The sequence below is a fragment of the Salicibibacter cibi genome (assembly GCF_016495865.1).
Taxonomy (GTDB): Bacteria; Bacillota; Bacilli; order Bacillales; family Marinococcaceae; genus Salicibibacter; species Salicibibacter cibi.
In genome coordinates, this window is the sequence record NZ_CP054706.1 from 2,836,193 (window position 1) to 2,862,345 (window position 26,153).

Sequence of the window (26,153 nt, forward strand, 5' to 3'; positions counted from 1 at the left end):
GACTGCTGAATAACGGAAAAAGACTGGCACATAAGCATTTTCCGTTGGTGTTGTCGAAGCTGGATGCAAGGAAATCCATCCTATAAACAAAAAAACCCTTGCACTTCTGGCAACGTACGGAGGGACGGTGCTGCAATGGCGAGACTCCAGCAGAAAAACGGACGCGTCAAGACCCCGCAGCGCCGCGAGGAGGCTTGACCGTTCGTCCGCGGAAAGCGAAGCCATGGAAGCGGCATCCCGGCTTCAGCTGATAGCCGCAAGTTGTTCAGCAATCCCTATCTATGCAAAACATGGACCCTACAATGATTGGATTCCTCCTTGAGAAATTTTAATAAGCTTGTTGTTCCTCTCTGAGTAGCGCTCCCTACTCTTGAGAGATTACATGTAGTTTATCTTTCCTTCGGTTTCACTCGTTGTCTTCTTCACTTTTGATAAGGCCGGCAAAGGTTGCAACCCTTAAAAATGACTCGCACACGGACATATGCGAGTCATTCGTCACCTTTCCCGGTGATAAGCGTCCGTAATCCCAGAGGTCGGAAAATGATCTTCCGATGTCTGGCTTCCGGAAAAGCGGGCGCTAACACCCCGAATCGTTCCGACGCCCCGGGCTAGTGTCGGCGTTGTCACAGGATGTGACGGGATTAGCCGACTTCCCAGTTCAGAGAGGAAAAAGAAAAACCCCTCTGGTGGAGCTTTCACTTTATTCTACGACGATGCGTTTCATGCCGTCGCCGGCTTTCATGTCACGGGCAAGTGCAGCGTTTTCCGTTACTTTGCCAAAAACGGTATGGACGCCATCCAAATGAGGTTGCGGCTCGTGAACGATAAAAAATTGCGAGCTTCCTGTATCTTTCCCCGCGTGGGCCATCGACAACGATCCCACTTCGTGTTTATGCGGATTCCCCTCCGTCTCACATGCAATCGTGTAACCCGCGGAACCTGTCCCGTCCCCTTTCGGGCAGCCTCCCTGTGAAACAAACCCGGGAATCACGCGATGGAACGTCAAGTCGTTATAGAAGCCTTCATTGGCAAGTTTTTCAAAATTCGCGACCGTATTCGGCGCTTCTTCCGGGTATAATTCAAAGGTTAGTTTTTCTCCGTTTTCAAGTTCGATGAATCCTGTTTTTTTCATTACTGAACCTCCATTTATTCTGCTTGTTCTGACGATAATATAGCGGCACATTATGCATGATTCATGCGCCATCCATCATCTTTGCTCCATTGTAACATGGACATCCATCACTTGCCTTATCGTGACATTGAGCAATCCGCTTTCGGTCGGTTATGACGACCGCAAACGTGTGTCAATCACTATTTCAGTCGCCATGAAGCACCCATGGCAACCGAACGCAATCGATGCTGGGGCTCTCGGGCGTTATGCAACGAAAACCCGCCGGTTTGGCGCCAAAAACTGTAAAAGGCCGCTACTTTAACTCTCTTCCTCCATCACCGTTGCAAGTTCTGTCCACCGCTCCATTGCTTCTTCCAATTCCTTGGCCACTGCTTCCTGTTCTACCAGCAATTCCTGAACACGCGCCTTATCGCTTCCCGCCTGTGCCATGTCTTTTTCCATTTCCGCTTGTTTTCGCTCCAGTTGTTCGATGGTATCTTCAATCGTTTTCCATTCTTGTTGATCTTTATACGAAACTTTTTTTCTTGGACGATGTCTTGGTCTCTTTTGAACCGGCTTTTTATCCGTTTTCGCCGCTTCTATCTGATCCAAGTATTCTTCAAATCGTCCATAAAACCGTTCCGCACGGCCACCGCTCTCAAATATGAGCAGGTATTCGGCAACCCGGTCGAGAAAATAACGATCGTGGGAAACACTGACCACCGCGCCTGGAAATTGTGTCAAATAATCTTCGAGCAAACGGAGCGTGGGAATATCGAGGTTATTCGTTGGTTCGTCCAAGAATAAAACATTCGGCTCTTCCATTAAAATACGCAACAAATACAGCCGGCGGCGTTCTCCTCCGGAAAGCCGGCTAATGTATGTCCACTGTTGGGAACGGGGAAACAAAAAGCGTTCAAGCATTTGTTCAGCCGTAATCATAGCTCCATTTTTCGTTGTGATCACTTCCGCACCTTCGCGAATATATTCAAGCACACGCAGTGAATGGTCAATATCTGCTTCGCCCTGGGTAAAATAACCAATACGAACGGTTTCGCCAATATCGACGACGCCGCTGTCGGGTTGCAAAAGACCGGCCAGTATATGCAAAAACGTACTTTTTCCCGTTCCATTTGCACCCGTAATCCCAATGCGATCCCCGCGATCAACACGTACACTTATGTCATCGAGGATTTTTTTATCTCCGAAGCTTTTTGAAATCTCCGTCGCTTCAATGACTTTTTTTCCGAGCCTTTTCGAATCGGAGACAAAATCCAGTGTGCCTTCCTCTTGCTCGGGTGTCTCGGCTTTTAACGTTTCCACACGGTCGACGCGTGCTTTTTGTTTCGTCCCACGGGCTTTCGGCATTCGTTTTAGCCAAGCCATCTCTCTTCGCAGCGTATTCCTGCGTTTTTCTTCATCCTGTTCGGCTTGTGCCTCCCGTTCCGCTTTCTTTTCGAGATACGCTTCATAGTTCCCCTCATAATAGTGAAGGTTCCCGTGTTCAAGTTCAAAAATCGCGTCGGTGACCCGATTTAAAAAATAACGGTCATGCGTAACGAGCAAAAGTGCTCCCTGATAAGCTTTTAAAAAAGATTCCAACCAAGCAATCGAAGACGCATCGAGATGGTTCGTCGGCTCGTCAAAAATGAGAAGATCCGCGGGTTGAATGAGCGCTTTTGCAAGCGCCACCCGTTTTTGCTGGCCACCGGAAAGCTCGCCAACCTTTGCATGATAATCTTGCAACCCTAATTTAGTTAGGACCGTCTTTGCCAAGGTTTCCGCTTCCCAAGCATCGTGCGCTTCCATGTTTGCCTGCGCATCATATAATTGTTTTTCGGCTTTTTCATCACCAGGGTTTTCCTGGAAACGGCGGAGAGCGCGATCATAACGATGAAGGGCTTGCATAACCGGAGCCTCCCCTTCATAAACCGCATCGAGGATCGTTTGCTCCCCAACTAACACCGGTTCTTGTTCGACATAAGCAATTGAAAAAGCATTCGCGTGGCGAATTTCCCCTTTTTCAACCCCTTCTACTCCGGCGAGGATATGAAGCAACGTCGATTTCCCTGTTCCATTGGCGCCGATGAATCCAATTCGTTGTTTCGGTTCGATAACAAACGATACATCATTCAATAACGTTTTATCTCCATATGTTTTCTTGAGATCGTTAGCAATTAGCAGACTCATCAATGCCCTCCTTCCAATCACTCATCTTATATCCCGATAACAAACGCCCGTTATTCCCGAGCTTAGAACGGACTAGTGCTGGCATGTGGCGTTTTTAGCCGGGCTCCCTAAGTCGGGATTGCTGAACAACTTGCAGCTATCAGCTGAAGCCGGGATGCCGCTTCCATGGCTTCGCCTTTCCGCGGACGAACGGTCAAGCCTCCTCGCGGCGCTGCGGGGGCTTGACGCGTCCGTTTTTCCGCTGGAGGCTCGCCATTGCAGCACCGTCCCTCCGTACGTTGCCAGAAGGGCAAGGGTTTTTTGCTTATAGGATGGATTTCCTTGCATCCAACTTTGACAACACCAACGGAAAATGCTTATGTGCCAGTCTTTTTCCGTTATTCAGCAGTCCCTAAGTCAGAGGGAAACCACAAATTTCTCCTCTCTAGCTTAACACAACCTTGTTTTGCCATGAAAAAACGACTACTCCGTGGCCGGAAATAGCCGTTTTCACATTTCTTTAACCCTTAAAGCCTTCATCGATTTGCGTAACCATTTCATACCTCTAAGAAAAATATACACAAATTCGTTGGCAGTTTATTTCTTCAATGTCAATGTCCATGTCATAAATATCGCGCAGTGTATCCCGATTGATAATCTCATGGCAATGACCTTTTTTCACGAGACGCCCCTCTTTCAAGGCGACGATTTCATCGGAATAACAAGAGGCAAAATTAATGTCATGGACGACGATCATGATCGTTTTCCCCAAATCATTAACCAAACTTTGCAACGTTTTCATAATCTGGACGGAATGCTTCATATCCAGATTATTTAGCGGTTCGTCCAAGATGATATAATCCGTATTTTGGGCGAGGACCATGCCAATATAAGCCCGTTGCCGTTGTCCCCCGCTCAGTTGATCGAGAAATTTACCTTGAATGTCCCGCAACGACATATAATCGATGGCATCATCCACATGCATCCAATCTTCCTTCGTTAACCTGTTTTGGGAATAAGGGAAGCGGCCAAAGCTCACGAGCTCTCGAACCGTTAAACGAATATTAATATCGTTGGATTGTTTCAATATGGATACTTTTTTCGCCAGTTCGTTGCTCTTAAATTTGTCAATGTCTTTGCCGTCAAAAAATACATCGCCTTCATCTTTTTTCAGCAAACGGCTAATCATCCCGATGAGCGTACTTTTGCCCGCGCCGTTCGGACCGATGAAAGAGGTAATCGTCCCTTTTTTCACTTGAACCGAGACGTCATCGACTACTCTTTTTCCATCGTATATTTTCGTTAAATTTTTCGCTTCAAGAACGAACTCATTTTTTACAGTCGGTTTTTTTTCCAGATCCAACATTTTCATGCTCATTTGCTTTTGCTCCCCCTTAATAACAGGTAGATAAAATACGTTCCGCCGACGAAGTTAATGATGACACTGAGTGGTGCAGCATAAACAAACACCCGCTCAACGACTAACGTTCCGCCGACGAGGGCGATCACGCTGACGAGAATCGAAGTATGGATTAAGTGTGTATGTTTAAATGAACGAACAACCTCTCTGGCAACGTTCACAACGAGTAATCCCAGAAACATGATTGGGCCGACAAGCGCGGTTGACACCGAGACCATGATCGCAATGACAACCAAGAATCTGCGTATCACATGATCATAAGGGACGCCCAAATTGATGGCTTGATCTCTGCCGAGCGATAGCGCATCCAGGTATTTAAGGTACGGCCAGACATAGATTGTCGTAAGGATGAGGATGATGATCGAAAGCCATAAAAGATCTTCATTAATGTTGCTGAAGCTTGCAAACATCTGATTCTGGATTGTTAAATATTCATTCGGATCAATAAGCACTTGCATAAACGTGGACAAACTTGAAAACAGCGTTCCGAATACAATCCCAACGAGCAACAGAAAGTAAATGTTCTGTTGTTCGCCTCGAAATAATAACACGTATAGCAACAAGGCGAATAAAACCATGATGATGATCGAAACGATGAAATTTGCGCCTTGGCTCACGGTTGCAAATCCGACTGTGCCGATAAAAAATATCAGGGACGTTTGCACAAGGATATACAGCGAATCCAACCCGATGATGCTCGGGGTCAAAATTCGGTTATTGGTAATCGTTTGGAAAATCATTGTCGAAAACGCAATAGAGGCACCGACAATGATAATCGCGGTCACACTTCTCCCTCTTCTCGGAAGTGCATAATCCCAGCCTTCAGGGCTAAGGCCAATAAACATATACGTAGCGATCAGTACGACGGAGGCAGCAATAAGTAAGGTAAAGATCCATCTAGCCTGCATGAGCGTTTCTCCTTAAGAGAAGGTAAAGAAATATGGCGCTACCAATAATGCCCACCATAAGCCCGATCGGCACCTCATACGGATAGATAATGACCCTTCCCAATATATCACAGACTAATAAAAAGATCGCTCCGAATAAAGCTGTATGTGGAAGGCTGTTTTTTAGGTTATCGCCTTTCATGATCGATACGATATTCGGAATGATCAACCCCAAAAATGGAATCGATCCGATCGTGACGACAACCGTTGCCGTAATAATCGCGACGATGAATAACCCGGCGTTCATAATCCGATTGTAGTTCATCCCCAAATTGGCAGAAAAATCTCGCCCCATCCCGGCCACCGTAAAGCGGTTGGCGAATAAGAAGGCAATGATCACAAGCGGAATGCCGATATACAAAATCTCATAGTTCCCCCTGACGACAAGCGAAAAACTCCCTTGCATCCAAGAAGACAGGCTTTGCATCAAGTCATATTGATAGGCAAAAAATGTCGTAATGGCTTCGACAACGCTGCCGAGCATCAGACCGACCAGCGGAACGAAAATCACATTTTTATAACGGATACGTTCCAAAATTTTCATGAAAAGGAACGTTCCAAAGAGGGCAAACAGCATGGCAACGAACATTCGCTCCAACGTACCCGATTGCGAGAACACGAGGATCGCGACAAGAATGCCGAGTCGCGCCCAATCCATCGTTCCGGCAGTTGTGGGAGAAACAAATTTGTTCTGTGTGAGCTGCTGCATGATCAGCCCGCAAACACTCAAGCTAACACCGACAATGACAATACTTATCAAACGCGGAATTCGGCTGATAAGAATGGTCTGAACCTGTTCGTCATTGAGGTTGAAAATGTCGGCTGGTGATATCTCCTGCACGCCGATAAATAGGGATGTAATCGATAAAACAATGAGCAGTGGCAGTAAGTATTTTATTCTCATAAATCATTCAAACAGCAGCAACTCTGATAAGCGCCATTGCCCCCCTTTTTTTATACTAAGAACATTTGCGCAAAGCCGATAATGAGATTCATTATCAATTACTTTCTCTTTGATTATATCATTTCTATTTCTATGGTCAATGTTTATGGAGAAAATTATTCAGTTGAAAAGAGAAAAGAGGAGCAGTGAACCCCTCCACCTACATCGAAGCAAAATGAATTTAATCCCATCGCTGAAGAGAAGCTGACTCTTATGAACCATACCTCGTTTCCCGACCCACCGACTTTGAAACCTTTTTTTGACAAGCTGAGAAAAGAAAGAGGAGAAGGGATAGCAGAAGGAAGAGAGACAAGCAAACGGAAAAAATTGCGGAAGTCATGCTTAATAACAGCTATTCAGATGAAGAAATTATTAAAATGACTGGCATCACGGAAGATGAACTGGATGAAATCAAGAATCAGAATTAAAGAAAAATAAGCAGGTTTGGCGTTGCTACAATCCTGCTTATTTTTCACTTTGCCCCCAAAAATCAATGCTCCTGTTGACAGGAGCACTATTTCTGACCGCTCATTCATAGCGATGAATCATGGAGATCCGCCATTCTCCGTCGATGTCCGATACAAGAACGTCTTCGGTAAACAAGCGGTCATCGGACCCCGGGCGGTACTGGACACGCACGATGTAATCATCATTATCTGTCGTGTACGATAATAAATCCGGGACAACTTCTTGAATTTCTTCCTCAAACAATTCCCCCATCGTGACATGCACGTCTTGAAATTGAATGTCTCCATCGGATAATAATTCCTCGTATTGATTGGCATTCATTTGCAGTTCATCATTCCGATACGTCTCCGACAACAACTCATAAAGTTGGTCATAATTCTCATTTTCAAGTCGTTGATAGTACTCTGCCACAAATGCTTCCGGGGTAAAAAGCTGCCCTCCCTGCGAAGCTGCGGATTGTTCGGAAGATAACGGCGTATGAATGAAGCTGCCAAGCACTTCCGGGCTTTCCCCTTGTTCCATGACTAATAAATCATTGCGGATCACCACATCACTGCTTCCGTACTTCTCCTCTTCATTTCCTCGATAGTGCCCTTCCAACAGAACGCTTACGATATCTGCTTCTTCTATATCGTGTTCATAAAAATAATGGACAGGGGATGTTTGTTCCTCTTCTAAAGGTTGGATATTTATACTTTCTAACTGGAAATTCTCAAATTCTTTTAAAATATCCTGGATATCTTGTTCTCCAGTTCTCAAATCACTCATTCGCTCGGCTTCTTCTTCATCTCCACTATTGATCGCCTCAAAATAACGAGAGAGAAATGATTCCAGCGTTTCTTCGCCATCCCTATCGGCTTCCGCATGCGCTTCATGGTCTTCTTCCGGATCTTCCGCAGGCGGTTCCCTCGAGTCGCCGTCATCAATATCATTCGAATTGGAAACATCCGGTGTATGAAAACAAGAAACCGAGAGAAATAAAACGGTGAGTAGCAACAAGCCGTGCCACACCACCTTCATAAACGACTCTCCTCTCTCCTCAGTTGCAATGATTAGTATTCACAAGAACAACGTAGCCGTCCATACACTTCCATCAGACCGGACGAAAGAAGAAAAACCACGCCTCTCCCAAAAACGTATGCACGATTCACTCCGTTTGCTTGTACTGATCGACAAGCTTTTGCACTTCCTCATCATCTTCCTTCTGACGTTCATCACGAACAAGTCCGGAAATGGAACGTTTTTGAATAATAAACCGTAAGTCAGCCATCAACTGGACCGTATCGATGCCGGGGTTCTTAGGGTCGTCGCTTACTCTCTCCCGATAACGATCAAACTTGGTGTGATTCAAAAATTTCAATAAACAATAGTAACAGCCTCTGCGTGTTCCTAATTTTAAATATTTATTTTTTATATTCTTTTTGCATATGTTGCATTGGATATCCGACTTCCTTACATTGTTCAGGCGGATGGATTCAAGTAACCAAACCGATGTCTTTTCTATATTCCCAACATGAATTGAAAAAACCCCCTTATTATAATAGCTGATGGATGACACAAGATTTTTTAACTCTCTTAAACGTATACTAACCTATCGGCATTATCAAGTCATTATTCCAAAAATAGGGACGAAAGCCTACGGAAGTCGGATGATATCCAGTATTTTTTTCCTATGCAATAGAAACGCCCGAGAAGGAAGATCCATCAACGGGCGCGTTTCACAATATATTACTTTGCCGTTACATTAAGCGTGACATCTATATTTCCTCTTGTTGCTTTCGAATAGGGGCAAAATCCATGTGCTTTTTCAACTAATTCTTCAGCTTTGGCTTGATCGACACCTTTCACGGATACATTCAATTGCACCCCGAGCTGAAAACCGTTATCATTCGGATCTTTAAGCAAGCTCACTGCTGCTTCTGTTTCTGATTCAATCTCTTCTTTATTTTTACTGGCCATTAAATTCAACGCGCCATCAAAACACGCGGCATAACCGGAAGCAAACAATTGCTCAGGATTGGAAACTTCCGATAGTATTTCATCACCGCTTGGATTCTTTAAATCAACATCGATGACACCGTTATCCGATTTAACATGTCCATCTCTTCCACCGCTCGCTGTTGCTTTTGTTGCAAAAACTTTATCTGCCATTCCATCAACATCTCCTTTTTTATTCATTTGATTCTAGTCTATATATTAACGATCCTGCAAGGTTTTAAACCTCTGTTTTTTTTCTAAAATGGGATTTTCGGACGCCGTCCTCTATTTTCAGTCTTCCTCAAAGAAATACGATTTCGAGTGATACCGAACGCCAAGAACAAGGCCGAGCGCAAGCAATGAACTTAACAGCGAGCTTCCTCCGTAACTTATAAGTGGCAACGTAAATCCGGTCACCGGCAACAGGCCAATGTTCATGCCAATGTTTTGGAATACTTGGTACGTAAAAAGGGCAATAACTCCGGAACATATATACGTACCAAAACTATGATGGCTACGGATGGCTGTCATCATAATTTGATAGAACAAAATAAAATAAAGGGTGATCACAATCGCGGTTCCGATAAAGCCCGTCTCCAGCCCGACAACGGCAAAGATTAAATCGGTATGAGCCTCGGGAAAATAGACATTATGCTCAGAACTTCCGGTCAAACCGCCCGATCCGATCGCGGTCATCGCTTGTGCTACTTGGAAACCATCATCCGAATATTCCAGCGGCTGCAGCCACCCGTGAAAACGATTGGCTTGATAATCCCTCATATGGTCAAACAATAGCCGTTGCACAACCTCCGGAAAACGAAAATATGCAACAATAAACGCTCCAAATAAAAGCGCGGGAATCCCATACAAAACGGAAAGCAACTTGTACGAAATCCCGGAAACGAGGGTTAACCCGATGGCGATTGCGACCATCATCATGATCATCCCCGTGTCCGGTTGATAAAATAATAAAATAATCGGCGGCAGAATAACAGCTCCCATTTTCGCAAGCAACCATATATCCGATCGGAACTCTTTAGGCGTGAACATATTGTTATGCCGATAAATAACCGAACTAAGGGTGATAATGACAAACACTTTCATAAACTCCGACGGTTGAATGTTAACCGGGCCTACGTTAAACCATCTTGTAGCCCCTTCTGTTTCCGGAGCTATACTATCAGGCGCTAGCAACAGCACGGCTAGCATAAATAACCCAAAACCATAAAAAATCCAATGCAAATTCAAATAATACTCAAAATCAAAGTGTAAAATGACAAATGCTATAAGGAATGCAACAATATAAAAGATAATTTGCATAATGACAAAATTTGTATCATATTGCTCCTGCTGTTGAGCCAAATAGACATAAAAACAACTCACAACAGCAAAAATGAACAGCACAAACATCATATTGATATCGTATTGCTTTTCGTTATTGTACGGTTTCACGTCTTCATCCCCTGTTTTTTTCTATCAATTCTGTTCCAATCATACAGGAATTTTTCACGATCGTACATGAACAAATAAAGAAAAGACCGACCACTGTATGCAGCCGATCTTCATGCTTTCATTTTTCCTTGGGAATGTCAAACATCTTAGCTACGGTTACGAATTCATACCCTCGGCCTGCAATCTCGGAATGACGTCGCCCAATGCTTCGACCGTTGGATCTCCTGTGTTCAATCGTCGCTGTCATGCATGAGCAGAACATCTGCTATTCTAAATGAACGTAGCGTTTAAGAACAAGTAGACCTTAGCGCCTAACCCCACTAAATCGGAGGTTTGCAAGGGGAATTCGATGCTAATTTAGTGCGCAAAACACTGAGGCTAATCAACCGACTTGCAAGAGAGTTAACCTAATAAGCCACTACCCAATAGGATAGTTGGTAGTTGACGTGTTAGAATGTTAGAAAACGAAGGTTTTCGCCAAGCTTTTATGGCGAAAGCCTTCGCCCAACTTATGTAGGGACTGCTGAATAACTTGCAGCTATCAGCTGAAGCCGGGATGCCGCTTCCATGGCATCGCTTTCCGCGGACGAACGGAAAATGCTTATGTGCCAGTCTTTTTCCGTTATTCAGCAATCCCTATGTAGATAAGAAATGTGACCGAACGTTGGCTCTTCGGCCGGAAAGGAAAGATGTTTGTGAGAAAGTGGGATCGCATCTTTTTTATCTTCATTTCTTGCCTGGCGCTTGGCACGCTTATCATTGGCATGGAAGGGACGAGCGAGGTTCCTTTTCTTGTCATGGCCGTTTCGTTTTTTGGGCTTTCCTTGATTGGATATTTCTTGTTTTACACCGTCCTTGCCACGGGCTGGTTCTATAATATTTGGGCTGTGAATGGCATCCTCATCGCCCTTGCTTTCTATTTTGAAGATGTATACGTCGTCCTTATTCCATTAACCGTTATTTGGCTGGCTGTGTTTGCCTCCGATTCTTTCATCCGCCAATACTATCGTTGAAGCACTTGATCCGTCTCCAACAACGTGATCATCCGATCGTCTTTTTTTACGACCCCTTGAAAAAAACCGTAGGTTTCATCTTCATGTGCAGTAGGGATCTCCTCTATCTCCCTTTCAGTAATGTCCACAAGATCATTTGCGCGATCAACGATGAGACCGATCACGCCATCATTTCCGACAACCACCAATATACGCGTCTGTCTATCATATGGGGGAGCCTCAACTCCTAAACAAAGCCTGAGGTCGATGACAGGCGTAATCTTCCCCCGCAAATTCATCACCCCTGCAATATCAGGGCGGGGTGCCCCGGGGACACGGGTAAGAGGAAGCATGCGTTCAATCGACTGCACACGACTGACCTCTATTCCATATTCTTCCCCTTGCAATTCAAAGATAACGATTTTCCATTGAGCAGTATCTGTTATCACCTTTCTCACTCCCATTTATTATTTTACGAGCGCGTTTGTATCAATAATTAACGCTACCTCACCGTCTCCTATAACCGTCGCGCCTGAAATCGCAAAAACATCTTGCAAAAAATATCCTAGCGATTTTAAAACAACTTCATGATGGCCGATAAACCCGTCCACGACGAGCCCCGCATATCGATCTCCCTTTTGCACGACGATAACGGAATGGAAAGGTTCGGACTGCGAATTACGTACATTTTTCCCCTGTAACACGTCGTGCAAAAAGAGAAGTGGAATGACGTTTCCCCTGAATTCAATAACTTCCTGGTTGTGCGTTTTGTGGATGTCCGTCTCTGAAATGATAGCCGTTTCTGTAATTGCCGAGATCGGTATCCCGTACGTTTCATTTTCCAGTTGCACGAGCAAGACTTCAATAATAGAAAGCGTCAATGGCAACTGAATGGAAAAAACGGACCCTTTTCCCGGTTCGGAATTGACGGAAACGACACCACCGAGCGATTCGAACGTTCGCCGGACAACATCAAGGCCAACCCCTCTTCCCGAGACGTCCGTAATTTCTTCCGCCGTGCTGAACCCCGATGAAAACAATAGCTGATACTTCTCGGCATCCGTCAGCGTTTTTGCTTCTTCTTCAGCGATAATCCTTTGGTTCATTGCTTTTTTAACGAGCTTTTCCTTGTCAATACCCGCGCCATCATCCGAAACCTGTATGTACACATGATTACCACTATGATAAGCGCTGAGGCGAACAGTTCCTTCATCATTTTTTCCGATTGCCATTCGATCCCCAGGCAATTCAATCCCGTGATCGATCGAATTTCTCAGCAAGTGAACGAGCGGGTCCCCGATTTCATCGATGATGGAACGGTCCAGTTCTGTTTTCTCCCCTTCGATTTCCAGCTTTATTTTTTTTCCAAGATCTTTGGACACCTTACGGACCATGCGCGGAAAACGATTAAAAACATTTTCGACAGGCATCATGCGCATATTCAAAATAACCGCTTGCAAATCGGTAGATATTCGGCTCATTCGTTCTACTGTTTCCGTTAGCGCTTGGTTTTGCAACTCGTGCGCGGTCCTTTGCAAACGTCCGCGATCCACGATCCATTCCTCAAATAAATTCATCAGCATATCCAAACGTTCCACATTCACCTTTATCGTTCGCTTCGTTTCTTTTTTTCCCGTGAAGCTCTCAGTATCGTTCACCTCTTCCTGTTGAGGCGTTCCCTTTCGATGAATATGCCTATCTGTTATCGCTTCGATATGCACGGAGGCGATTTCCGACACATTGTATAGAGTTTCTTCCAGCTCTTCTATCCTGCTTTTCGATATAAAAGCAATCGTAAACGTATGTTCAAAGTTTTCTTCTTCCAAGTCCTCCACGGGCGGGCTGGCTTTAATAACCTCTCCATGATCCCCCAACACATTGAATGCCATATGTACCCGTGCCGCTTTAAGAAGGGTGGCTTCGTCCAACGTAATCGTAATCTCATACGGGATATACCCTTGCTCTACCGATTGATCCAACACAGTCTGCTCGAATTCATCGTAGGAGAACGATTGCGTTTCCCCGTTCGTCACTGCTGTTTCTTCCTCGCCCACGGACGTCAGCGTTTTTAGTTGAACAAGATAAGGGTCAATGTCTTTGCTGCCATTTCCGCCTTCGGCAATATCGTCAATCATTTCCTCGACAACATCAACGGCATCAAAGACATGATCAAACATTTTCGACGTTGCCCTCACCGTTTCATTTCGAAGGACATCCAATACATTTTCCATCGCGTGGGTGAGCGTGGCAAGATCCTGAAACTCCATTGCCGCGGCCATCCCTTTTAACGTATGGGCAGAACGAAAAACTTCTTCAATGATAGGGATGGTGGTCGGATTTTTTTCCAACTCCAATAAATGGTTGTTCATATTTTGAACATGTTCACGACCTTCATCGATAAACACTTGTAAATAATTCGATTGTGCCATTTCATCATCTCATTTCCGGCCATTCTATTGTGTCTATTTTAACATAACTATCATTTGAATTGAGCATTTTTTCCTAGATTTTGTACCAAAAAAAGAAGCGATTGTTTTCGCTTCTTTTATGATGCTTCAATGACTGCACAGGCAACGCGATCTCCTGCGTCTCCGGTGTCAAGCGTATCCTCATCCGGACCGGACTCGTCTTGTTCCTCGGATGTGTAGCGATCCGGGATATGAGCGAAATTATCCGGGTCACTATGAATAATCATGGCTGTTTCCTCTTCAACCAGTTCATCGGGGGTAAAACGGTCGACTTCTATCGACATATCAGCTGTTCCGTCTTCTTTAACATAGAGTGGCGGTAAATCACCGGCGTGCTCCCCATGTTCATTGTCTTCCGGCGCATAATGTCCTTCCGCTGTATCAAACGGACCTTCTTCAGCATCAGGTTCGCATATGCCCTCTTCATGAATATGAAAACCATGAAAACCAGGTTCGAGATTCTCAGCTTCGGCTGTGATACGTGTGTCGCCGTCACGTTCGTTAAAACTCACCGTTCCAACCCGTTCCTCATTTTCATCATGCAACTCGGCGACCGCGTCCGATTCCTCCGCTGCTTCTTCATCTGTGCCCTCATTATTCGTGTCTTCAGCTTCGCCGTTATCCGGAGTATCCAATGACTCAGTGCCCTCGTCCGAACCTTCCGGCGAACATGCAAGCAACAGGATTGATAATCCGCCTACGAACACAAATGAATAAATATTTTTCTTCATGTGATTCAACACCCCATTTCGATATGCTCACAGTGCTATTGCCAATATAAAAAGTGAACAAACTTTAAATTTCCATATTGTTGTAAATCCATTCTCGAGTCTCATGAAATCGTTCCCACTTATCGAAGTGCATACAGTAAATAAGCCTCAATAGCGACGAATTCGTGCAAAGAACAAGACTTTTATCTTGTACCACATTCCCCACTCAACATAGAATGATCATGCGACATGGAGTGAGAGATGTCCCTGCAAAAAGAAAAATGTTTTTTGTTGGCGGTTGCAACGATTTCGCGACACCGGTCATACAACCCCGATTATCCGGAAGACGTATTACTTGCCGGATGGCAATACGACTGGATGATGAGATTTGTAACATTGATACGAACGTTTTTGATGAAGATATGTTGGATGTGGTGTGGTAATGAGGAAATGACCCCCTGAGGGCGAGACAAGACAAAATTGCTGGTTACGCAATAGTTTTGTCTTTAAAAAGCGTGTATGAGGACAAAAAACTGGATGATTCGAAAACTTTGTCTTCGAAACGACTTATCTACCCAAAAGACCCCGGCGCGCAGCCGGGGTCCATGGTTATGCTTCTTTTGTGTATACGCTCACTCGTTTGCGTTTTTTATCGACACGCTCAAATTTTACAACGCCGTCAATTTTGGCGAACAATGTATCATCGCCACCTTTGCCGACGTTTTCACCGGGGTGGATTTTTGTGCCACGCTGGCGTACGAGGATAGAACCTCCGGTCACGTTTTGGCCGTCGCCGCGTTTTGCGCCGAGACGTTTCGAGATCGAGTCACGACCGTTTTTCGTACTTCCAACCCCTTTTTTCTGAGCGAAAAATTGCAAGTCCATGTTAAGCATTGTCCTACACCTCCTTATATTTTTCCGTCACTTCTATAAAATCTCCATACGATTCTTGGATGCCATTGATGGCGACAAGCATGCCTTCCAATAAGAGTTGGCCGCCTTCAAATTCCCGGCCGCTCCAAGTGTCGGGAACAGCCCCGTGCAAGTAACCGCCATCTTCCTCGCTATCCACATCAAGCGGCGTTGCACACAGCGCTTCAATGGCGTTGACCGTTCCAATCGCAACCGCTGATACGCCGGCACAAACGATGTCCTCGCCGTAATCAGCGGCATCGGCGTGGCCGGCTAGCGTGAATGCCTGCATCGTATGATCGACTGCATCGCGTACGATCGTCATGTTTATCATCACAGATCAACCCTTAGGATTGAATGCTGTCGATGGTGACTTTTGTATAAGGCTGACGGTGACCTTGTTTACGACGATACCCTTTGCGACGCTTAAATTTATATACAATAATTTTTTTGCCTTTGCCGTTCTTCTCGACTTTCCCTGCGACTTTTGCACCATCCACATATGGTGCGCCTACTTTTGTCTCGTCGCCGCCGACAAAAAGCACTTTATCGAAGGTAACTTCCTCACCGGATTCTGCCGGCAATTTTTCCACAAAAATGGATTGACCTTCTTCGACTTTGATTTGTTTTCCACCTGTCTCAATAATCGCGTACATTTCATGCACCTCCCATTTTTCTAAGACTCGCCAAGTAAGGTGCCATCATCAGCTTGTAACCTTACGCTGCGCGGTTGTAGTTTGGAGGTTCCAAACAACAAAACTATATTATCATAGGGCACCATCGCTGTCAATCACTAAAACCCTAGTAAAAAGCGTATTTACAGGTGCGCTAGCGTGCCGATGGAAACATGGCTTTTCCGTGTTTTGAACCAATGATCGAGCACGTCTTTTTCATCGAGCAAATGGCCCGTTTCTTTAATTTTGTAGACTGTTCGCTTATTCTTATGCAGACGTCGTAACGCCACGTGAACCGTTTCTTCGGAAGACACGTGGGTGGTGACGTTTTTTCCCCAATTTTGACTTTCAAGTAAACGCCTTTCCAATAAAAAACGCAAATACCCGTAAGGTTGTTGCCGCCATTCCAAGTAATGGCATACAGATAGAAATGCCAGAATCACCCACCACTGTAGATGTATCGGATACGAAAGGGCAGTAATCAAAACGACAATCATAAGAAAACCGAAGGAAAAACGAAGCGCCCATGTTTGCGCTTCCCGAAACGGCAAAAACTTACTAGTAGCCAGTTGCAAAAGTTTCCCACCGTCCAAAGGCCAGAGCGGCAATAAATTAAAAAATAAGAGTGCGCTGTTATGAAAAAGAAAGACTTCATGATCGCCCGTTGTCCAAAAAGGGAAGAGGCCCACAGCAATCCAGGAAAGGGCCATGAGAATAAGGTGTTGAAACGGCCCGGCCAGTATAACGATGAGTTCTTCCCGGTAAGGGCGATTGCCATATTCCTCTGTCTCTGCAACACCCCCGAATGGAAGCAATTCAATCTTTCGCAAACGCCATCCGAAATATTTTGCGGCAACAGCATGGCCAAACTCGTGACAACAGACAATGACAAACAGCATCAGCAACTCGCGAAAATAACCGGTGGCGATGCCCAGCGCGACCACAAACCAAAACAGGGGGTGCACACGGACGAGCAACAAAAGATTAATCAAATGTCATCACTTCGTTAGGATCAATATATTCATCATCTTCCCGAAGCGCAAATGTAAAGCGACCCCCGTCCCCATCCTCATCGCTCATGACATCTCCCAATAAATCACCGGCTTCCACATGGTCATATAAACCAACATCGATGGAATCAAGCGTGCCATACCAGGCTTCCGTTCCGTCATCATGTTGGACAACGACGACTTGTCCCCAATCTTCATCGGCACCTGACTGTATGACAACCCCTTCACGAGTAGCAATAACCTCCTCATCTTCCATCGTTTCAAGGACGACCGCGCGGCCATTTTCCGAAAAACTTTCAGCAATGCCTGCTCCCGCAGCCGGTAACGCGTATCCATCGGAGTCAACAAGTTCAGATTCATCAAGTTGATCTTCCGGGAAAAGGGCAAGCGGACGCCCAAATTGTTCTTCATACCAATTTGATACGGCGGCAAATTGAAATTCATTTTCATACAAGTTCAAAGCTGTTTGCCTCGTATCTCCCGACAATGGAATGTTTGTTTGCACAATCATCGCCGTTAATAGAAAACAAGCTAGTGCTCCCAACCATTGAATAAAAAAACGTTGTTTCATTTTTTCTTTGCGAGGACTTGATGGTTGTTTGCCGTCACGGTCTCTCCATAGATAAAATTCTGGTTCGTGTTCATTCATTTCTTCACGGCTTGGATAGTATCCAAAATAGGGCTTTTCATTTTTCGGTACCGGCTCTTTTTTGCCCGGCGGTTCATGCTTTCGCTTCTTGGATAATTGTTTGCGCACACGTTCAATATCCCGGCTCATAGCACCCCTCCCCGCACGTCCTTCGTTTTGTGCGTTTGTACATCGTATGAGCGGGAGGACAAGGATATGCGTAGGGGTATCATCGTTAAGGTGATATGTTGATCCTTCCGATAAAGCAGCGGGGTGTTTGCGAAAGGGTTCAGAATTTATCAGCTGAAAACCCCTCGATATCAGCCAAAACAAACGTTTTATCAGCCATTTTGACACATGGACAATTACACGCCGAGAAGCAAGCATTGCTCTTCACTTAACAAATTTAAAAAATGACCCTTTTACGGTAAATTAGCAATCGGTTTCAGACAGAACTTTATATCAAAATAAACAAAAACCGCATGAAATCAAGGTTCTTTATCTGATTTCATGCGGTTTATTCAACTTTTCATGCTTCAATCCCGAATATTTTTTTTACCTTCGCAAGAAATCCTTTTTTTGGTTCAATGGAAAGGAGAGGGACGGATTCCCCGAGGATGCGTCTGGCAATATTTCGATACGCGAGTGAGGCGGATGTATTCGGTGTTGTCGCCACGGGTTCACCTTTATTGGCGGCACGCAAAACATTTTCATCATCAAAGACAATGCCAAGAAGGTCAATGGCCAACGTCGCCGCGACATCGTCCACATCCAACATATCTTCAGCTTCATCTTTCGATGCATTTGTACGAACACGGTTTACAATCAGTTTCGGCGAAGGGATATCCTCTTGTTCCAACAAACCGATAATGCGATCGGCATCGCGGACAGCAGATGTATCAGGAGTAGTAACGACGATTGCTTGGTCGGCACCGGCGACTGCAATGCGAAATCCATGCTCAATGCCGGCCGGAGAGTCGATAATCAAGTAATCGTAATTTGGCTTCAATTCATTAATAATTTCTTCCATTTGTTCCGGCATGACTGCTGATTTTTCTTTGGTTTGCGCCGCGGGGAGCAAGTGCAGACAATCGAAACGCTTATCCCGGATTAACGCTTGTTGGACTTTACAGCGTTCTTCCAAAACATCTACCAAATCATAAATGATTCGATTTTCCAGCCCCATAACAACATCAAGGTTTCGCAGCCCAATATCGGTATCAAGCAGGCAAACTTGTTTTCCTTGCAATGCCAAAGCCGTCCCTATATTCGCCGATGTCGTCGTTTTTCCGACGCCGCCTTTTCCTGATGTGATGACGATAGCCTCTCCCACAACGTTTCCCCTCCTTATTCTTTGTCTTTATTTCCTTGTTTTCGTAGCTCCGCTAAACTGCTCATTGGGTAAAATTCAATCGTTTGTTGTTCCTTTTTGACATATGCATAACGAGGCCACGCCCACGTAGCTTCTTTCGCCAGTTCCTCGCGTGTTAATTCGGTTAAGTATAAATGATCAGCAATCATCATCTGGGAAGGCGCCAGCATCGCGGCTGCAACCACCGCTTCCTCATTTCCTTCCGTTCCGGCACGGGCGGTTCCTTTCAAAGCACCCAGCACGTACACATCCCCGGTAGCTTCAACCGTCCCTCCGGGATTAACGTCACCAAGAATTAAAGCGTCGCCTTTCACACGCAGCACTTGGCCGGAACGAACGAGATGGGAATAGGATTGGATTTGGTTATCTTCCTTTATTTTCATGGCTTCCGCCATTGTAATCACATCAGAGACAATTTCGCTAACGACGATCGCGCCTGACTGCTCAATGGTGGAACGGATTTCTTCCCGTTGCCCGTCATCCACGTAGCGCTTGCCTACGTGGACACGAACATGGACCTCTTTGTTTGATTCGTTCCCATTCATGTTTTCCATCATTTTTGCGCTTAACTCGTTCATTAGTTCCGAGTAGGCGCACCGATCATCAAGATGGACAATTAATCCTTCTTTTGTCCCTTTTATCGTTACGAACTGATTTGAATAGCCCGTTTTCACTTGCTCACCCCGATTCATTTCAGGTCTTAGCTATGTCGTCTTTATGATAGTTTCGATGTTTGTTGCGCTTTTTCCTTCTTCGTTCCTATAACGATGCCTTTTTAAACCGATCTTCACGTTCCAACTTGTTAAAAATTTTTCGCATCGGGAACATGATTAAGATACCAAAAGCGCCGTTTAATAAAACGGAAGGCAACCAACGTTGCCAGGCAAAGTCTCCGAAGGTAACCGACGTATAGCCAATCCCTTGATAAATACCATAAATGAGGAGCTCCAAGCCGCTGACAGCAAGAACGATCACCAACAGTACAAGCATTGGCCGGTGTTTTACCGATTCATAGGAGACACCGCCCATGTAAGCAAGCAAGCCGTATGCAAACATATAAACACCTATCAATGACGAATAGACCACATCTTGAAAAAGACCTGTGATGCCCCCATAGATGAGCCCTGTTGACGCCCCTTTGTATATGGAGATGATAACGATCAGCACAAACGCGAAGCGCGGAACCCATACAAATTCATCCGTCGTCGGGGCCAAAACCTGAAACCATGTTCCTTCAATTAAAAATACAACGGCGATGAGGGCAGGGAGCAAATAACGCATCAATCCGCGCTCCCTTCAGGATCAAGTTCCACCGGTTCCTCTACCTCTTCGGCTTCTGCTTCTTCTTCCTCAAAGTCTTCAAGTGCGGGGCTGTTACGGTCAAGCACCATGACATGTTCGATATTGTGATAGTCAGCAGCCGGTTCCACAAAAGCATTCAACGTTAACCCATATTCGTCGGTCTCCACTCCTATAACTTCTCCGATGGGAAGATCGGCGGGAAACCCAAGTCCCCCAGCCCTGAAGTTCTTACTTCCTGTCCTTCTTCAAGCTCAGTTTCTGCGTCAATTGTGCTGAGAACAAACGCATCTTCTTCCTCGTCCCAACCTTCGATGAATCCATAGGCAGAATCATCATCGTCGATGGCTACCATCGCGGAGATCCGATTCATGCGCTCTCCGTCGGATAACAATTGCACTTGGGAAGTAAACATTCCGGTGTGTTGAATACGGCCGACCAACCCACCTTCGGTAATCACCGCCATATCATTTTCCACTCCATGTTGGGAACCGCGGTTAATCCCAATCGTTTCCGTCCAACGGTCCGGTTGGCGCTCGATCACAAGGGCGGTCAAACTTGAATAATCGCCCAAGCTTTCCTCCATTTCCTGCGCTTCCTGCAAGCTGGTATTTTCTTCCCGGAGCCCATCAACTTCTGAAGACAAAAATACATAATCATCCATCTGGGATTTCAATCGTTCATTTTCTTCATAAATATTTGCGATATCAGAGATATCATCAAAAATACCGCTCAAAAAGTTCGCCGGACGCTGAAAAGCAGATTGAACAACTCCGACGGAATCATTAATAAATTGCTCCGGCCACGTCACCTCTTCTCGTTCATTCAACGTCAAACCGACTAAAATGACGAGCACAATAATGCTGACCATAAGCAATATCAATCGTTTATTAGAAAAAAAATGGGGCATGGACGACACCTTCTAGATTGATCTTCTTGAACAATCTCCGCTATTCCGGAGGTCAGATTTCAGAGGACAGAAGTCGGAAAAGGCTTTTTCAGGCTCTTCCGATTTCCGGCTTCCGATGCTAGTGCCGGGGCGTTGCCACAGGACGAAGTGACCATTGCCGGCGTACGTTCAAAGTCTCAGAGAGAGATGTCTCCCTCTGATGCAAGTTTTCGTTATTTACGATTCGACCGTGCGGTAATTCCGGCGCGAGACCGAAACAGATGAAGATTTTCTAACGCTCTGCCCGTTCCCAACGCCACACAATCCAATGGATTCTCTGCAACGAGTACCGGCATATCCGTCTCCTCGCCGAGTACTTTATCAAGGCCGTTTAAAAGAGAGCCGCCACCGGTCAGCACAATGCCCCGGTCCATAATATCCGCAGCCAACTCCGGCGGTGTCCGTTCAAGCGTTACTTTTACAGTCTCCACAATGGTATTAACGGTATCGCTTATCGCATGGGAAATCTCATCCGATTGAATCGTTATCGTTTTTGGTAACCCGGTAACAAGGTCTCGTCCACGAATATCCATGCTGCTCACGTTTTCCAATTTGTCTGCTGATCCAATTTCCATTTTTAAACTTTCACTCGTCCGTTCACCGATCATGAGATTGTATGTCTTTTTAATGTATTGAATAATCGCTTCGTCCAACTCATCCCCGGCAACGCGGATCGATTGACTTGTCACGATACCGCCAAGGGAGATGATTGCCACTTCCGTCGTACCGCCACCGATATCAACGACCATGCTTCCGGTTGGTTCCCACACCGGAAGATCCGCCCCAATCGCGGAAGCAAACGGTTCTTCAATCGTGTAAGCCTCTCGGGCTCCTGCTTGTTTTGTCGCGTCTTCCACCGCTCTTTTTTCCACAGCCGTAATTCCCGAAGGCACACAAACCATGACATTTGGTTTACGTGTGAATATGGAGCGGCTTTTCTGTGCTTGACGAATAAAATATTTCATCATCGTCGCGGTCGTATCGAAATCGGCAATCACGCCGTCTTTCATCGGCCGGGTAGCTACGATGTTGCCGGGGGTGCGTCCAATCATGTTTTTGGCATCATCGCCGACAGCTTCAATCGTTTGTGCGTCCGAACGAATCGCAACGACTGAAGGTTCTCTTACTATGACACCTTTGCCCTTTACGTAGACGAGTGTATTCGCCGTTCCTAAATCAATCCCTAAATCCTTTGAAAAACCACCAAACATCTATGTATCTCCCTTCGTTATTCCCCTGCTTATTATTTTATCCCTGTCCATTTTTGTCGCTTCATCAAAAAAAACGTTACACTTCTTCATTTTATTGAATATAGCGTTCCAAACACAACCCTAAAATCATTGGGCTTTTATCTAAATTTCCCCTATACATTATACGCAATATCATCCGAAAAACATAGCATTTCACCAAGCTTTCATAAATTTCCTCAATTCGTCACACTCTCATCTATATTCCGGATGAAGAGAGTGGGGAAAACAACTTGGGAAACAAGCGATACGGAAACTTTTGAACCAAATCATCGCTTCAATCATTTCTAAACGATTGCATCACTTTTCCTACATGTTTCTGCACGATCATGCGGAGCAATATTAAAGGCCATCTCCGGGGCAGCCTTCGTTGCTATATCGTCGCATATCCACATCATTTTTTGTATTCTTTCCGCTTCCGCACGGACTCGGGTCGTTACGACCGATTTTTCCACTTTTTTAGCCGGATTTGTTTTCCTGTTTAGTTGCGGCATCGTTGTTTGCCTAGGAAAATTCCGTCGTCCTTATAACGTATCGAATCCATATATTTCTTTCATGAATAGAGCCCAATCCCTCTAATCATAGTTTGCATGTATTCTATCATTCAACTCGTTTGTCTTTCCAACGCAAACAGACCAGTGCCAAATGCACTGGTCGTACGCCGTTCACAACCGCTTATACTATGGAATAATCCCATGTTCACGCAAGCTGGTATAACGTTGATCGCCAATGATAATATGATCCAACACTTCCACACCAAGGACTTTGCCGCATTCAACGAGACGCTTGGTGACTTCACGGTCCTCTTTGCTTGGGGATGGGTCACCCGAAGGATGATTATGCAAACATACAATGGAAGCCGCCGACCGGCGCAAGGCCTCTTTGAATACTTCCCGAGGATGGACAATCGAAGCATTTAGGCTTCCGATAAACAGTGTTTTTTTGTGCAATACCTGATTTTTCGTGTTTAAATAAATGGCCACAAAGTGTTCTTGGGTAAGAAAACGCATTTCTTCCATGACGTAATCAGTGACGTCTTCGGGTGTTTTAATAGCATACCTTTCCCCTTGGTGCGTGGTGTGGATACGTTTTCCGAGTTCCAGCGCTGCAAGCAATTCGATCGCCTTCACTTGCCCGATGCCTTTGATCGCCTGCAATTCTTCGAGACTGGCTTCTTTTAGCATCATGATGCCTTCGAATTCGGAAAGGAGGCGGTAGGCTAACTGCAAAACGGTTTCACTCGTCGTTCCCGTTCGTAACAAAATAGCGAGGAGTTCCTGATTGGAAAGGTGATCAGCCCCTTCTTGAACGAGTCGTTCACGGGGCATTTCTTGTAATGGAAGGGTGGGTTTTGTTGCGGGGGATTGTGTCAATTCTTCACCTCATTTATGATAAATTACCATCTTCTAGAGACTTCTCACCCAATTTTCGTAGGCCAAAGTTGCTTCCATCCAGGCTTCGTGTTCCTCAACGTTCGCTTCTTCATGCAAGGCTTGTATCGTTTCTGAAAAACGCTCGTCTCCTTGTCCATCTCCCTCTAGTGAATCCATATCGATGGCCGCGAGCGCATGTTCCGCTTCTTCCCGATCCCCACTCGGGCTAGTCGCACCCAGCCCGGCTAATAAAGCTTCTCCTACACCACTTGCCAATTGCTCTGTCTCTTCGTCCATTTCCTCAGTCGGGATTGGAATCGACAATGCCTTCACATAGCCTTCCAATCCCTCATCGTTTATTTCCGGAATCATTTCGTCTTCTGCTTCACCCTCGGCAGTCATTCCAACATACAAATAAATCATCTCTTCATCTTCATCTTCATGCAAGATCGCCGGAAAACCTGCTTCAGAAAACACTTCTTGCATCTCATGCCCGGCCTCATTCGTTGAAAACGCTCCTGCCTGTACAATATCCACATGCATTTCTTCCGTCTCTTCTTCTTCGTCAACAGCAATAGAGCCAGGTTGATCGCCGGAAGTACTGCCAGTTGTGCCGGCATCGGAGGTCAGTGAAAAATTTGTGGCCAGTTGGAGCAAAGGGAGACCAAACATTAACCCAACCATTAATGCCCCAGCAATCGTTATAGGCATCTTAAGATGCTTAAAAGAGCCTCCTTTTTTTGACCGGGCAACTTCCGACTTCTTCTTTTTCCGATGAAGGGGCAACCCGGGGCTTTCCGTTAACGGTTGACGATCCCGCTCTGCCCACTCTCTCCGCTTTTCGCTAAGATCGACAACTTCGCTTTGCTCCCTTCCTATAGTATAATTTCCCTTGATTCCACCCCCGGAGTCCCCGCCGGAAGGTTTGGCCCCTGTATCTTTTTGCTTTGTCTCTTTTTGCTCACTCATTTTTTGTTCTGGTTTTTTTTCTTCCCTAGGAGCCTGTGCATTCTCGGTGCCGTTTTTATTCTTGTCTTCCCGATCTTCACGATTTCCTTCGTTACTCATGACTTCCTGTCCGTTTATCTTAAAGGTTATTTTGCGGTGGCCTTGTCCCATTTCAGCCTCCTCATGCCTCCGTCTTCTGATGCCTCACCTTATCACAGATCCAATCAGAAGTATGATGAGTTTTGTCAATGGGCATTTGCGACCGTCCGACAAAATGACGATTTAAACCATTGGATACAGACTCCAAATCGAGTCTCCGAACAATAGAACCGTCACCACCGCTGACGCAATGCTCGGTGCGAATGGGAAGGGTTGGCCTGTTTTTAATCGACCGATGGCGAACGCCGCCAAACCGATCAACGTGCCGAAAAGCGTCGAAAGAAAAAATACGAGCAACAAATCCCAAAAACCGAACGCGAGGCCGAGTACAGCAAAAAATTTAACGTCTCCGCCACCAATCCCTCCCCCGCTTAAGCGTGAAATGAAAGACAGGGTGACAAAGATGGTTGCTGCAGCAAAAAACGGATTCCACCAAGGTTCATGGGCATCGATGAAAAGACGGATCAAAACGAACAACGAGGCAAAAAAGAGAAGAATAACATTTGGAATTCGCATATAACGCAGATCGGTGATGGTAACGATGATAACGAGGGACAGGACGAGGAGCGCAACGAGCATTTCAATCGAAAGGGGATGATAGCGAACATAGACAAGAACGAAGAAAAAAGCAGTGGAAATCTCCGCGATGAAATATTGCGAAGAGATACGTGTAGAGCAATAACGGCAGCGACCCAAAGTAGACAGGAAGGAAAAAACGGGGAAAAGATCACGTGCCTGCAATATCGAGTTACAATTGGGACATTCGGATCGACTCCAAGCGATCGGCTTTCCCGCTGGCACGCGTACACCGACTACTTGGAAAAATGATCCGAACACGAGCCCCAACATCAGAATAACGATTACTTCAGTAAGCAAACGGGACCTCTTTTCTTAAACCCCGATATAACTAACCACTCTCCTAAAC

At 45.5% G+C, this 26,153-nt stretch carries 30 protein-coding genes and 1 other annotated feature; of the genes, 3 read left to right on the plus strand and 27 right to left on the minus strand.

The window, feature by feature from the left end:
* Positions 1-127: 127 nt before the first annotated feature.
* Positions 128-322 (plus strand): hypothetical protein, encoded by a 195-nt coding sequence (locus tag HUG20_RS14130; protein WP_200085283.1) that lies wholly within the window; start codon positions 128-130, stop codon positions 320-322.
* Positions 323-700: 378 nt separating this feature from the next.
* Here HUG20_RS14130 and HUG20_RS14135 read toward each other — a convergent pair whose 3' ends face one another.
* The 10 genes from HUG20_RS14135 to HUG20_RS14180 form a co-directional block, all read right to left on the minus strand.
* Entirely contained in the window at positions 701-1,132 is a 432-nt protein-coding gene (locus tag HUG20_RS14135) for a peptidylprolyl isomerase (RefSeq protein WP_200085284.1), read from the minus strand.
* Positions 1,133-1,429: 297 nt separating this feature from the next.
* Positions 1,430-3,301 (minus strand): ABC-F family ATP-binding cassette domain-containing protein, encoded by a 1,872-nt coding sequence (locus HUG20_RS14140; protein ID WP_200085285.1) that lies wholly within the window; start codon positions 3,299-3,301, stop codon positions 1,430-1,432.
* A gap of 72 nt (positions 3,302-3,373) precedes the next feature.
* Positions 3,374-3,628 (minus strand): hypothetical protein, encoded by a 255-nt coding sequence (locus HUG20_RS14145; protein ID WP_200085286.1) that lies wholly within the window; start codon positions 3,626-3,628, stop codon positions 3,374-3,376.
* 217 nt (positions 3,629-3,845) lie between these two features.
* Complete coding sequence (locus HUG20_RS14150) at positions 3,846-4,652, minus strand: iron ABC transporter ATP-binding protein (protein ID WP_246476763.1); 807 nt, start codon at positions 4,650-4,652, stop codon at positions 3,846-3,848.
* A 2-nt stretch (positions 4,653-4,654) separates the two neighbouring features.
* Complete coding sequence (locus tag HUG20_RS14155) at positions 4,655-5,608, minus strand: iron chelate uptake ABC transporter family permease subunit (protein ID WP_200085287.1); 954 nt, start codon at positions 5,606-5,608, stop codon at positions 4,655-4,657.
* Positions 5,598-6,551 carry an ABC transporter permease gene (locus HUG20_RS14160; RefSeq protein ID WP_200085288.1) on the minus strand — a complete coding sequence of 318 codons (954 nt, stop codon included), beginning with the start codon at positions 6,549-6,551 and terminating at the stop codon, positions 5,598-5,600. Before HUG20_RS14160 ends, HUG20_RS14155 begins: the two co-directional genes overlap by 11 nt.
* Before the next feature lie 567 nt (positions 6,552-7,118).
* Positions 7,119-8,078, minus strand: a complete 960-nt coding sequence (locus tag HUG20_RS14165) for a hypothetical protein (RefSeq protein ID WP_200085289.1) — start codon at positions 8,076-8,078, stop codon at positions 7,119-7,121.
* A gap of 127 nt (positions 8,079-8,205) precedes the next feature.
* Complete coding sequence (locus HUG20_RS14170) at positions 8,206-8,418, minus strand: hypothetical protein (protein WP_200085290.1); 213 nt, start codon at positions 8,416-8,418, stop codon at positions 8,206-8,208.
* Between the two features lie 368 nt (positions 8,419-8,786).
* Positions 8,787-9,209 (minus strand): organic hydroperoxide resistance protein, encoded by a 423-nt coding sequence (locus tag HUG20_RS14175; protein WP_200085291.1) that lies wholly within the window; start codon positions 9,207-9,209, stop codon positions 8,787-8,789.
* 117 nt (positions 9,210-9,326) lie between these two features.
* Positions 9,327-10,487, minus strand: coding sequence for an FtsW/RodA/SpoVE family cell cycle protein (locus tag HUG20_RS14180; RefSeq protein WP_200085292.1), 1,161 nt, complete (start codon positions 10,485-10,487; stop codon positions 9,327-9,329).
* Positions 10,488-11,182: 695 nt separating this feature from the next.
* On the opposite strand from HUG20_RS14180, the gene HUG20_RS14185 reads away from it, so the two are divergent.
* The gene (locus tag HUG20_RS14185) at positions 11,183-11,500 is read left to right on the plus strand and encodes a hypothetical protein (protein ID WP_200085293.1); all 318 of its coding nucleotides are present in this window, start codon (positions 11,183-11,185) and stop codon (positions 11,498-11,500) included.
* Here the strand turns inward: HUG20_RS14185 and HUG20_RS14190 are convergent.
* The 3 genes from HUG20_RS14190 to HUG20_RS14200 form a co-directional block, all read right to left on the minus strand.
* A complete protein-coding gene (locus HUG20_RS14190) occupies positions 11,491-11,928 on the minus strand; it encodes a chemotaxis protein CheW (RefSeq protein ID WP_246476424.1) in 438 nt (145 codons plus the stop codon). The two genes, HUG20_RS14185 and HUG20_RS14190, sit on opposite strands and share 10 nt — an antisense overlap.
* A gap of 18 nt (positions 11,929-11,946) precedes the next feature.
* Positions 11,947-13,908 (minus strand): chemotaxis protein CheA, encoded by a 1,962-nt coding sequence (locus HUG20_RS14195; protein WP_200085295.1) that lies wholly within the window; start codon positions 13,906-13,908, stop codon positions 11,947-11,949.
* 116 nt (positions 13,909-14,024) lie between these two features.
* Positions 14,025-14,678, minus strand: a complete 654-nt coding sequence (locus tag HUG20_RS14200; RefSeq protein ID WP_200085296.1) for a superoxide dismutase family protein — start codon at positions 14,676-14,678, stop codon at positions 14,025-14,027.
* A gap of 221 nt (positions 14,679-14,899) precedes the next feature.
* Here HUG20_RS14200 and HUG20_RS14205 point away from each other — a divergent pair, with 221 nt between their 5' ends.
* Positions 14,900-15,100, plus strand: coding sequence for a hypothetical protein (locus HUG20_RS14205; RefSeq protein ID WP_200085297.1), 201 nt, complete (start codon positions 14,900-14,902; stop codon positions 15,098-15,100).
* A 166-nt stretch (positions 15,101-15,266) separates the two neighbouring features.
* Here HUG20_RS14205 and rpmA read toward each other — a convergent pair whose 3' ends face one another.
* The 14 genes from rpmA to HUG20_RS14270 all read right to left on the minus strand — a co-directional run bounded on the left by rpmA (position 15,267) and on the right by HUG20_RS14270 (position 26,104).
* Positions 15,267-15,551 carry a 50S ribosomal protein L27 gene (rpmA, locus tag HUG20_RS14210; RefSeq protein WP_200085298.1) on the minus strand — a complete coding sequence of 95 codons (285 nt, stop codon included), beginning with the start codon at positions 15,549-15,551 and terminating at the stop codon, positions 15,267-15,269.
* Between the two features lie 4 nt (positions 15,552-15,555).
* Positions 15,556-15,903, minus strand: a complete 348-nt coding sequence (locus HUG20_RS14215) for a ribosomal-processing cysteine protease Prp (protein WP_200085299.1) — start codon at positions 15,901-15,903, stop codon at positions 15,556-15,558.
* A gap of 13 nt (positions 15,904-15,916) precedes the next feature.
* On the minus strand, positions 15,917-16,225 hold the full coding sequence (rplU, locus tag HUG20_RS14220; protein WP_200085300.1) for a 50S ribosomal protein L21: 309 nt from the start codon (positions 16,223-16,225) through the stop codon (positions 15,917-15,919).
* A gap of 13 nt (positions 16,226-16,238) precedes the next feature.
* Positions 16,239-16,311: a sequence feature (ribosomal protein L21 leader region), on the minus strand.
* Positions 16,312-16,386: 75 nt separating this feature from the next.
* Positions 16,387-17,235, minus strand: a complete 849-nt coding sequence (locus HUG20_RS14225; protein ID WP_200085301.1) for a M50 family metallopeptidase — start codon at positions 17,233-17,235, stop codon at positions 16,387-16,389.
* On the minus strand, positions 17,228-18,031 hold the full coding sequence (locus HUG20_RS14230) for a M23 family metallopeptidase (RefSeq protein WP_200085302.1): 804 nt from the start codon (positions 18,029-18,031) through the stop codon (positions 17,228-17,230). Before HUG20_RS14230 ends, HUG20_RS14225 begins: the two co-directional genes overlap by 8 nt.
* A gap of 379 nt (positions 18,032-18,410) precedes the next feature.
* Positions 18,411-19,214, minus strand: a complete 804-nt coding sequence (minD, locus tag HUG20_RS14235) for a septum site-determining protein MinD (protein ID WP_200085303.1) — start codon at positions 19,212-19,214, stop codon at positions 18,411-18,413.
* A 14-nt stretch (positions 19,215-19,228) separates the two neighbouring features.
* The gene (locus HUG20_RS14240; protein ID WP_200085304.1) at positions 19,229-19,927 is read right to left on the minus strand and encodes a septum site-determining protein MinC; all 699 of its coding nucleotides are present in this window, start codon (positions 19,925-19,927) and stop codon (positions 19,229-19,231) included.
* Positions 19,928-20,012: 85 nt separating this feature from the next.
* Positions 20,013-20,534 (minus strand): rod shape-determining protein MreD, encoded by a 522-nt coding sequence (gene mreD / locus HUG20_RS14245; RefSeq protein WP_200085305.1) that lies wholly within the window; start codon positions 20,532-20,534, stop codon positions 20,013-20,015.
* The gene (locus tag HUG20_RS19200) at positions 20,534-20,722 is read right to left on the minus strand and encodes a hypothetical protein (RefSeq protein WP_246476425.1); all 189 of its coding nucleotides are present in this window, start codon (positions 20,720-20,722) and stop codon (positions 20,534-20,536) included. Before HUG20_RS19200 ends, mreD begins: the two co-directional genes overlap by 1 nt.
* A gap of 2 nt (positions 20,723-20,724) precedes the next feature.
* Positions 20,725-21,462 (minus strand): rod shape-determining protein MreC, encoded by a 738-nt coding sequence (gene mreC, locus HUG20_RS14250; RefSeq protein ID WP_246476426.1) that lies wholly within the window; start codon positions 21,460-21,462, stop codon positions 20,725-20,727.
* A gap of 212 nt (positions 21,463-21,674) precedes the next feature.
* Positions 21,675-22,712, minus strand: a complete 1,038-nt coding sequence (locus tag HUG20_RS14255; protein WP_200085306.1) for a rod shape-determining protein — start codon at positions 22,710-22,712, stop codon at positions 21,675-21,677.
* Positions 22,713-23,428: 716 nt separating this feature from the next.
* Positions 23,429-24,076, minus strand: a complete 648-nt coding sequence (gene radC, locus HUG20_RS14260) for a RadC family protein (RefSeq protein WP_200090532.1) — start codon at positions 24,074-24,076, stop codon at positions 23,429-23,431.
* Positions 24,077-24,154: 78 nt separating this feature from the next.
* Positions 24,155-25,240 carry a hypothetical protein gene (locus HUG20_RS14265; protein WP_200085307.1) on the minus strand — a complete coding sequence of 362 codons (1,086 nt, stop codon included), beginning with the start codon at positions 25,238-25,240 and terminating at the stop codon, positions 24,155-24,157.
* A 111-nt stretch (positions 25,241-25,351) separates the two neighbouring features.
* Positions 25,352-26,104 (minus strand): prepilin peptidase, encoded by a 753-nt coding sequence (locus HUG20_RS14270; RefSeq protein ID WP_200085308.1) that lies wholly within the window; start codon positions 26,102-26,104, stop codon positions 25,352-25,354.
* Positions 26,105-26,153: the final 49 nt, after the last annotated feature.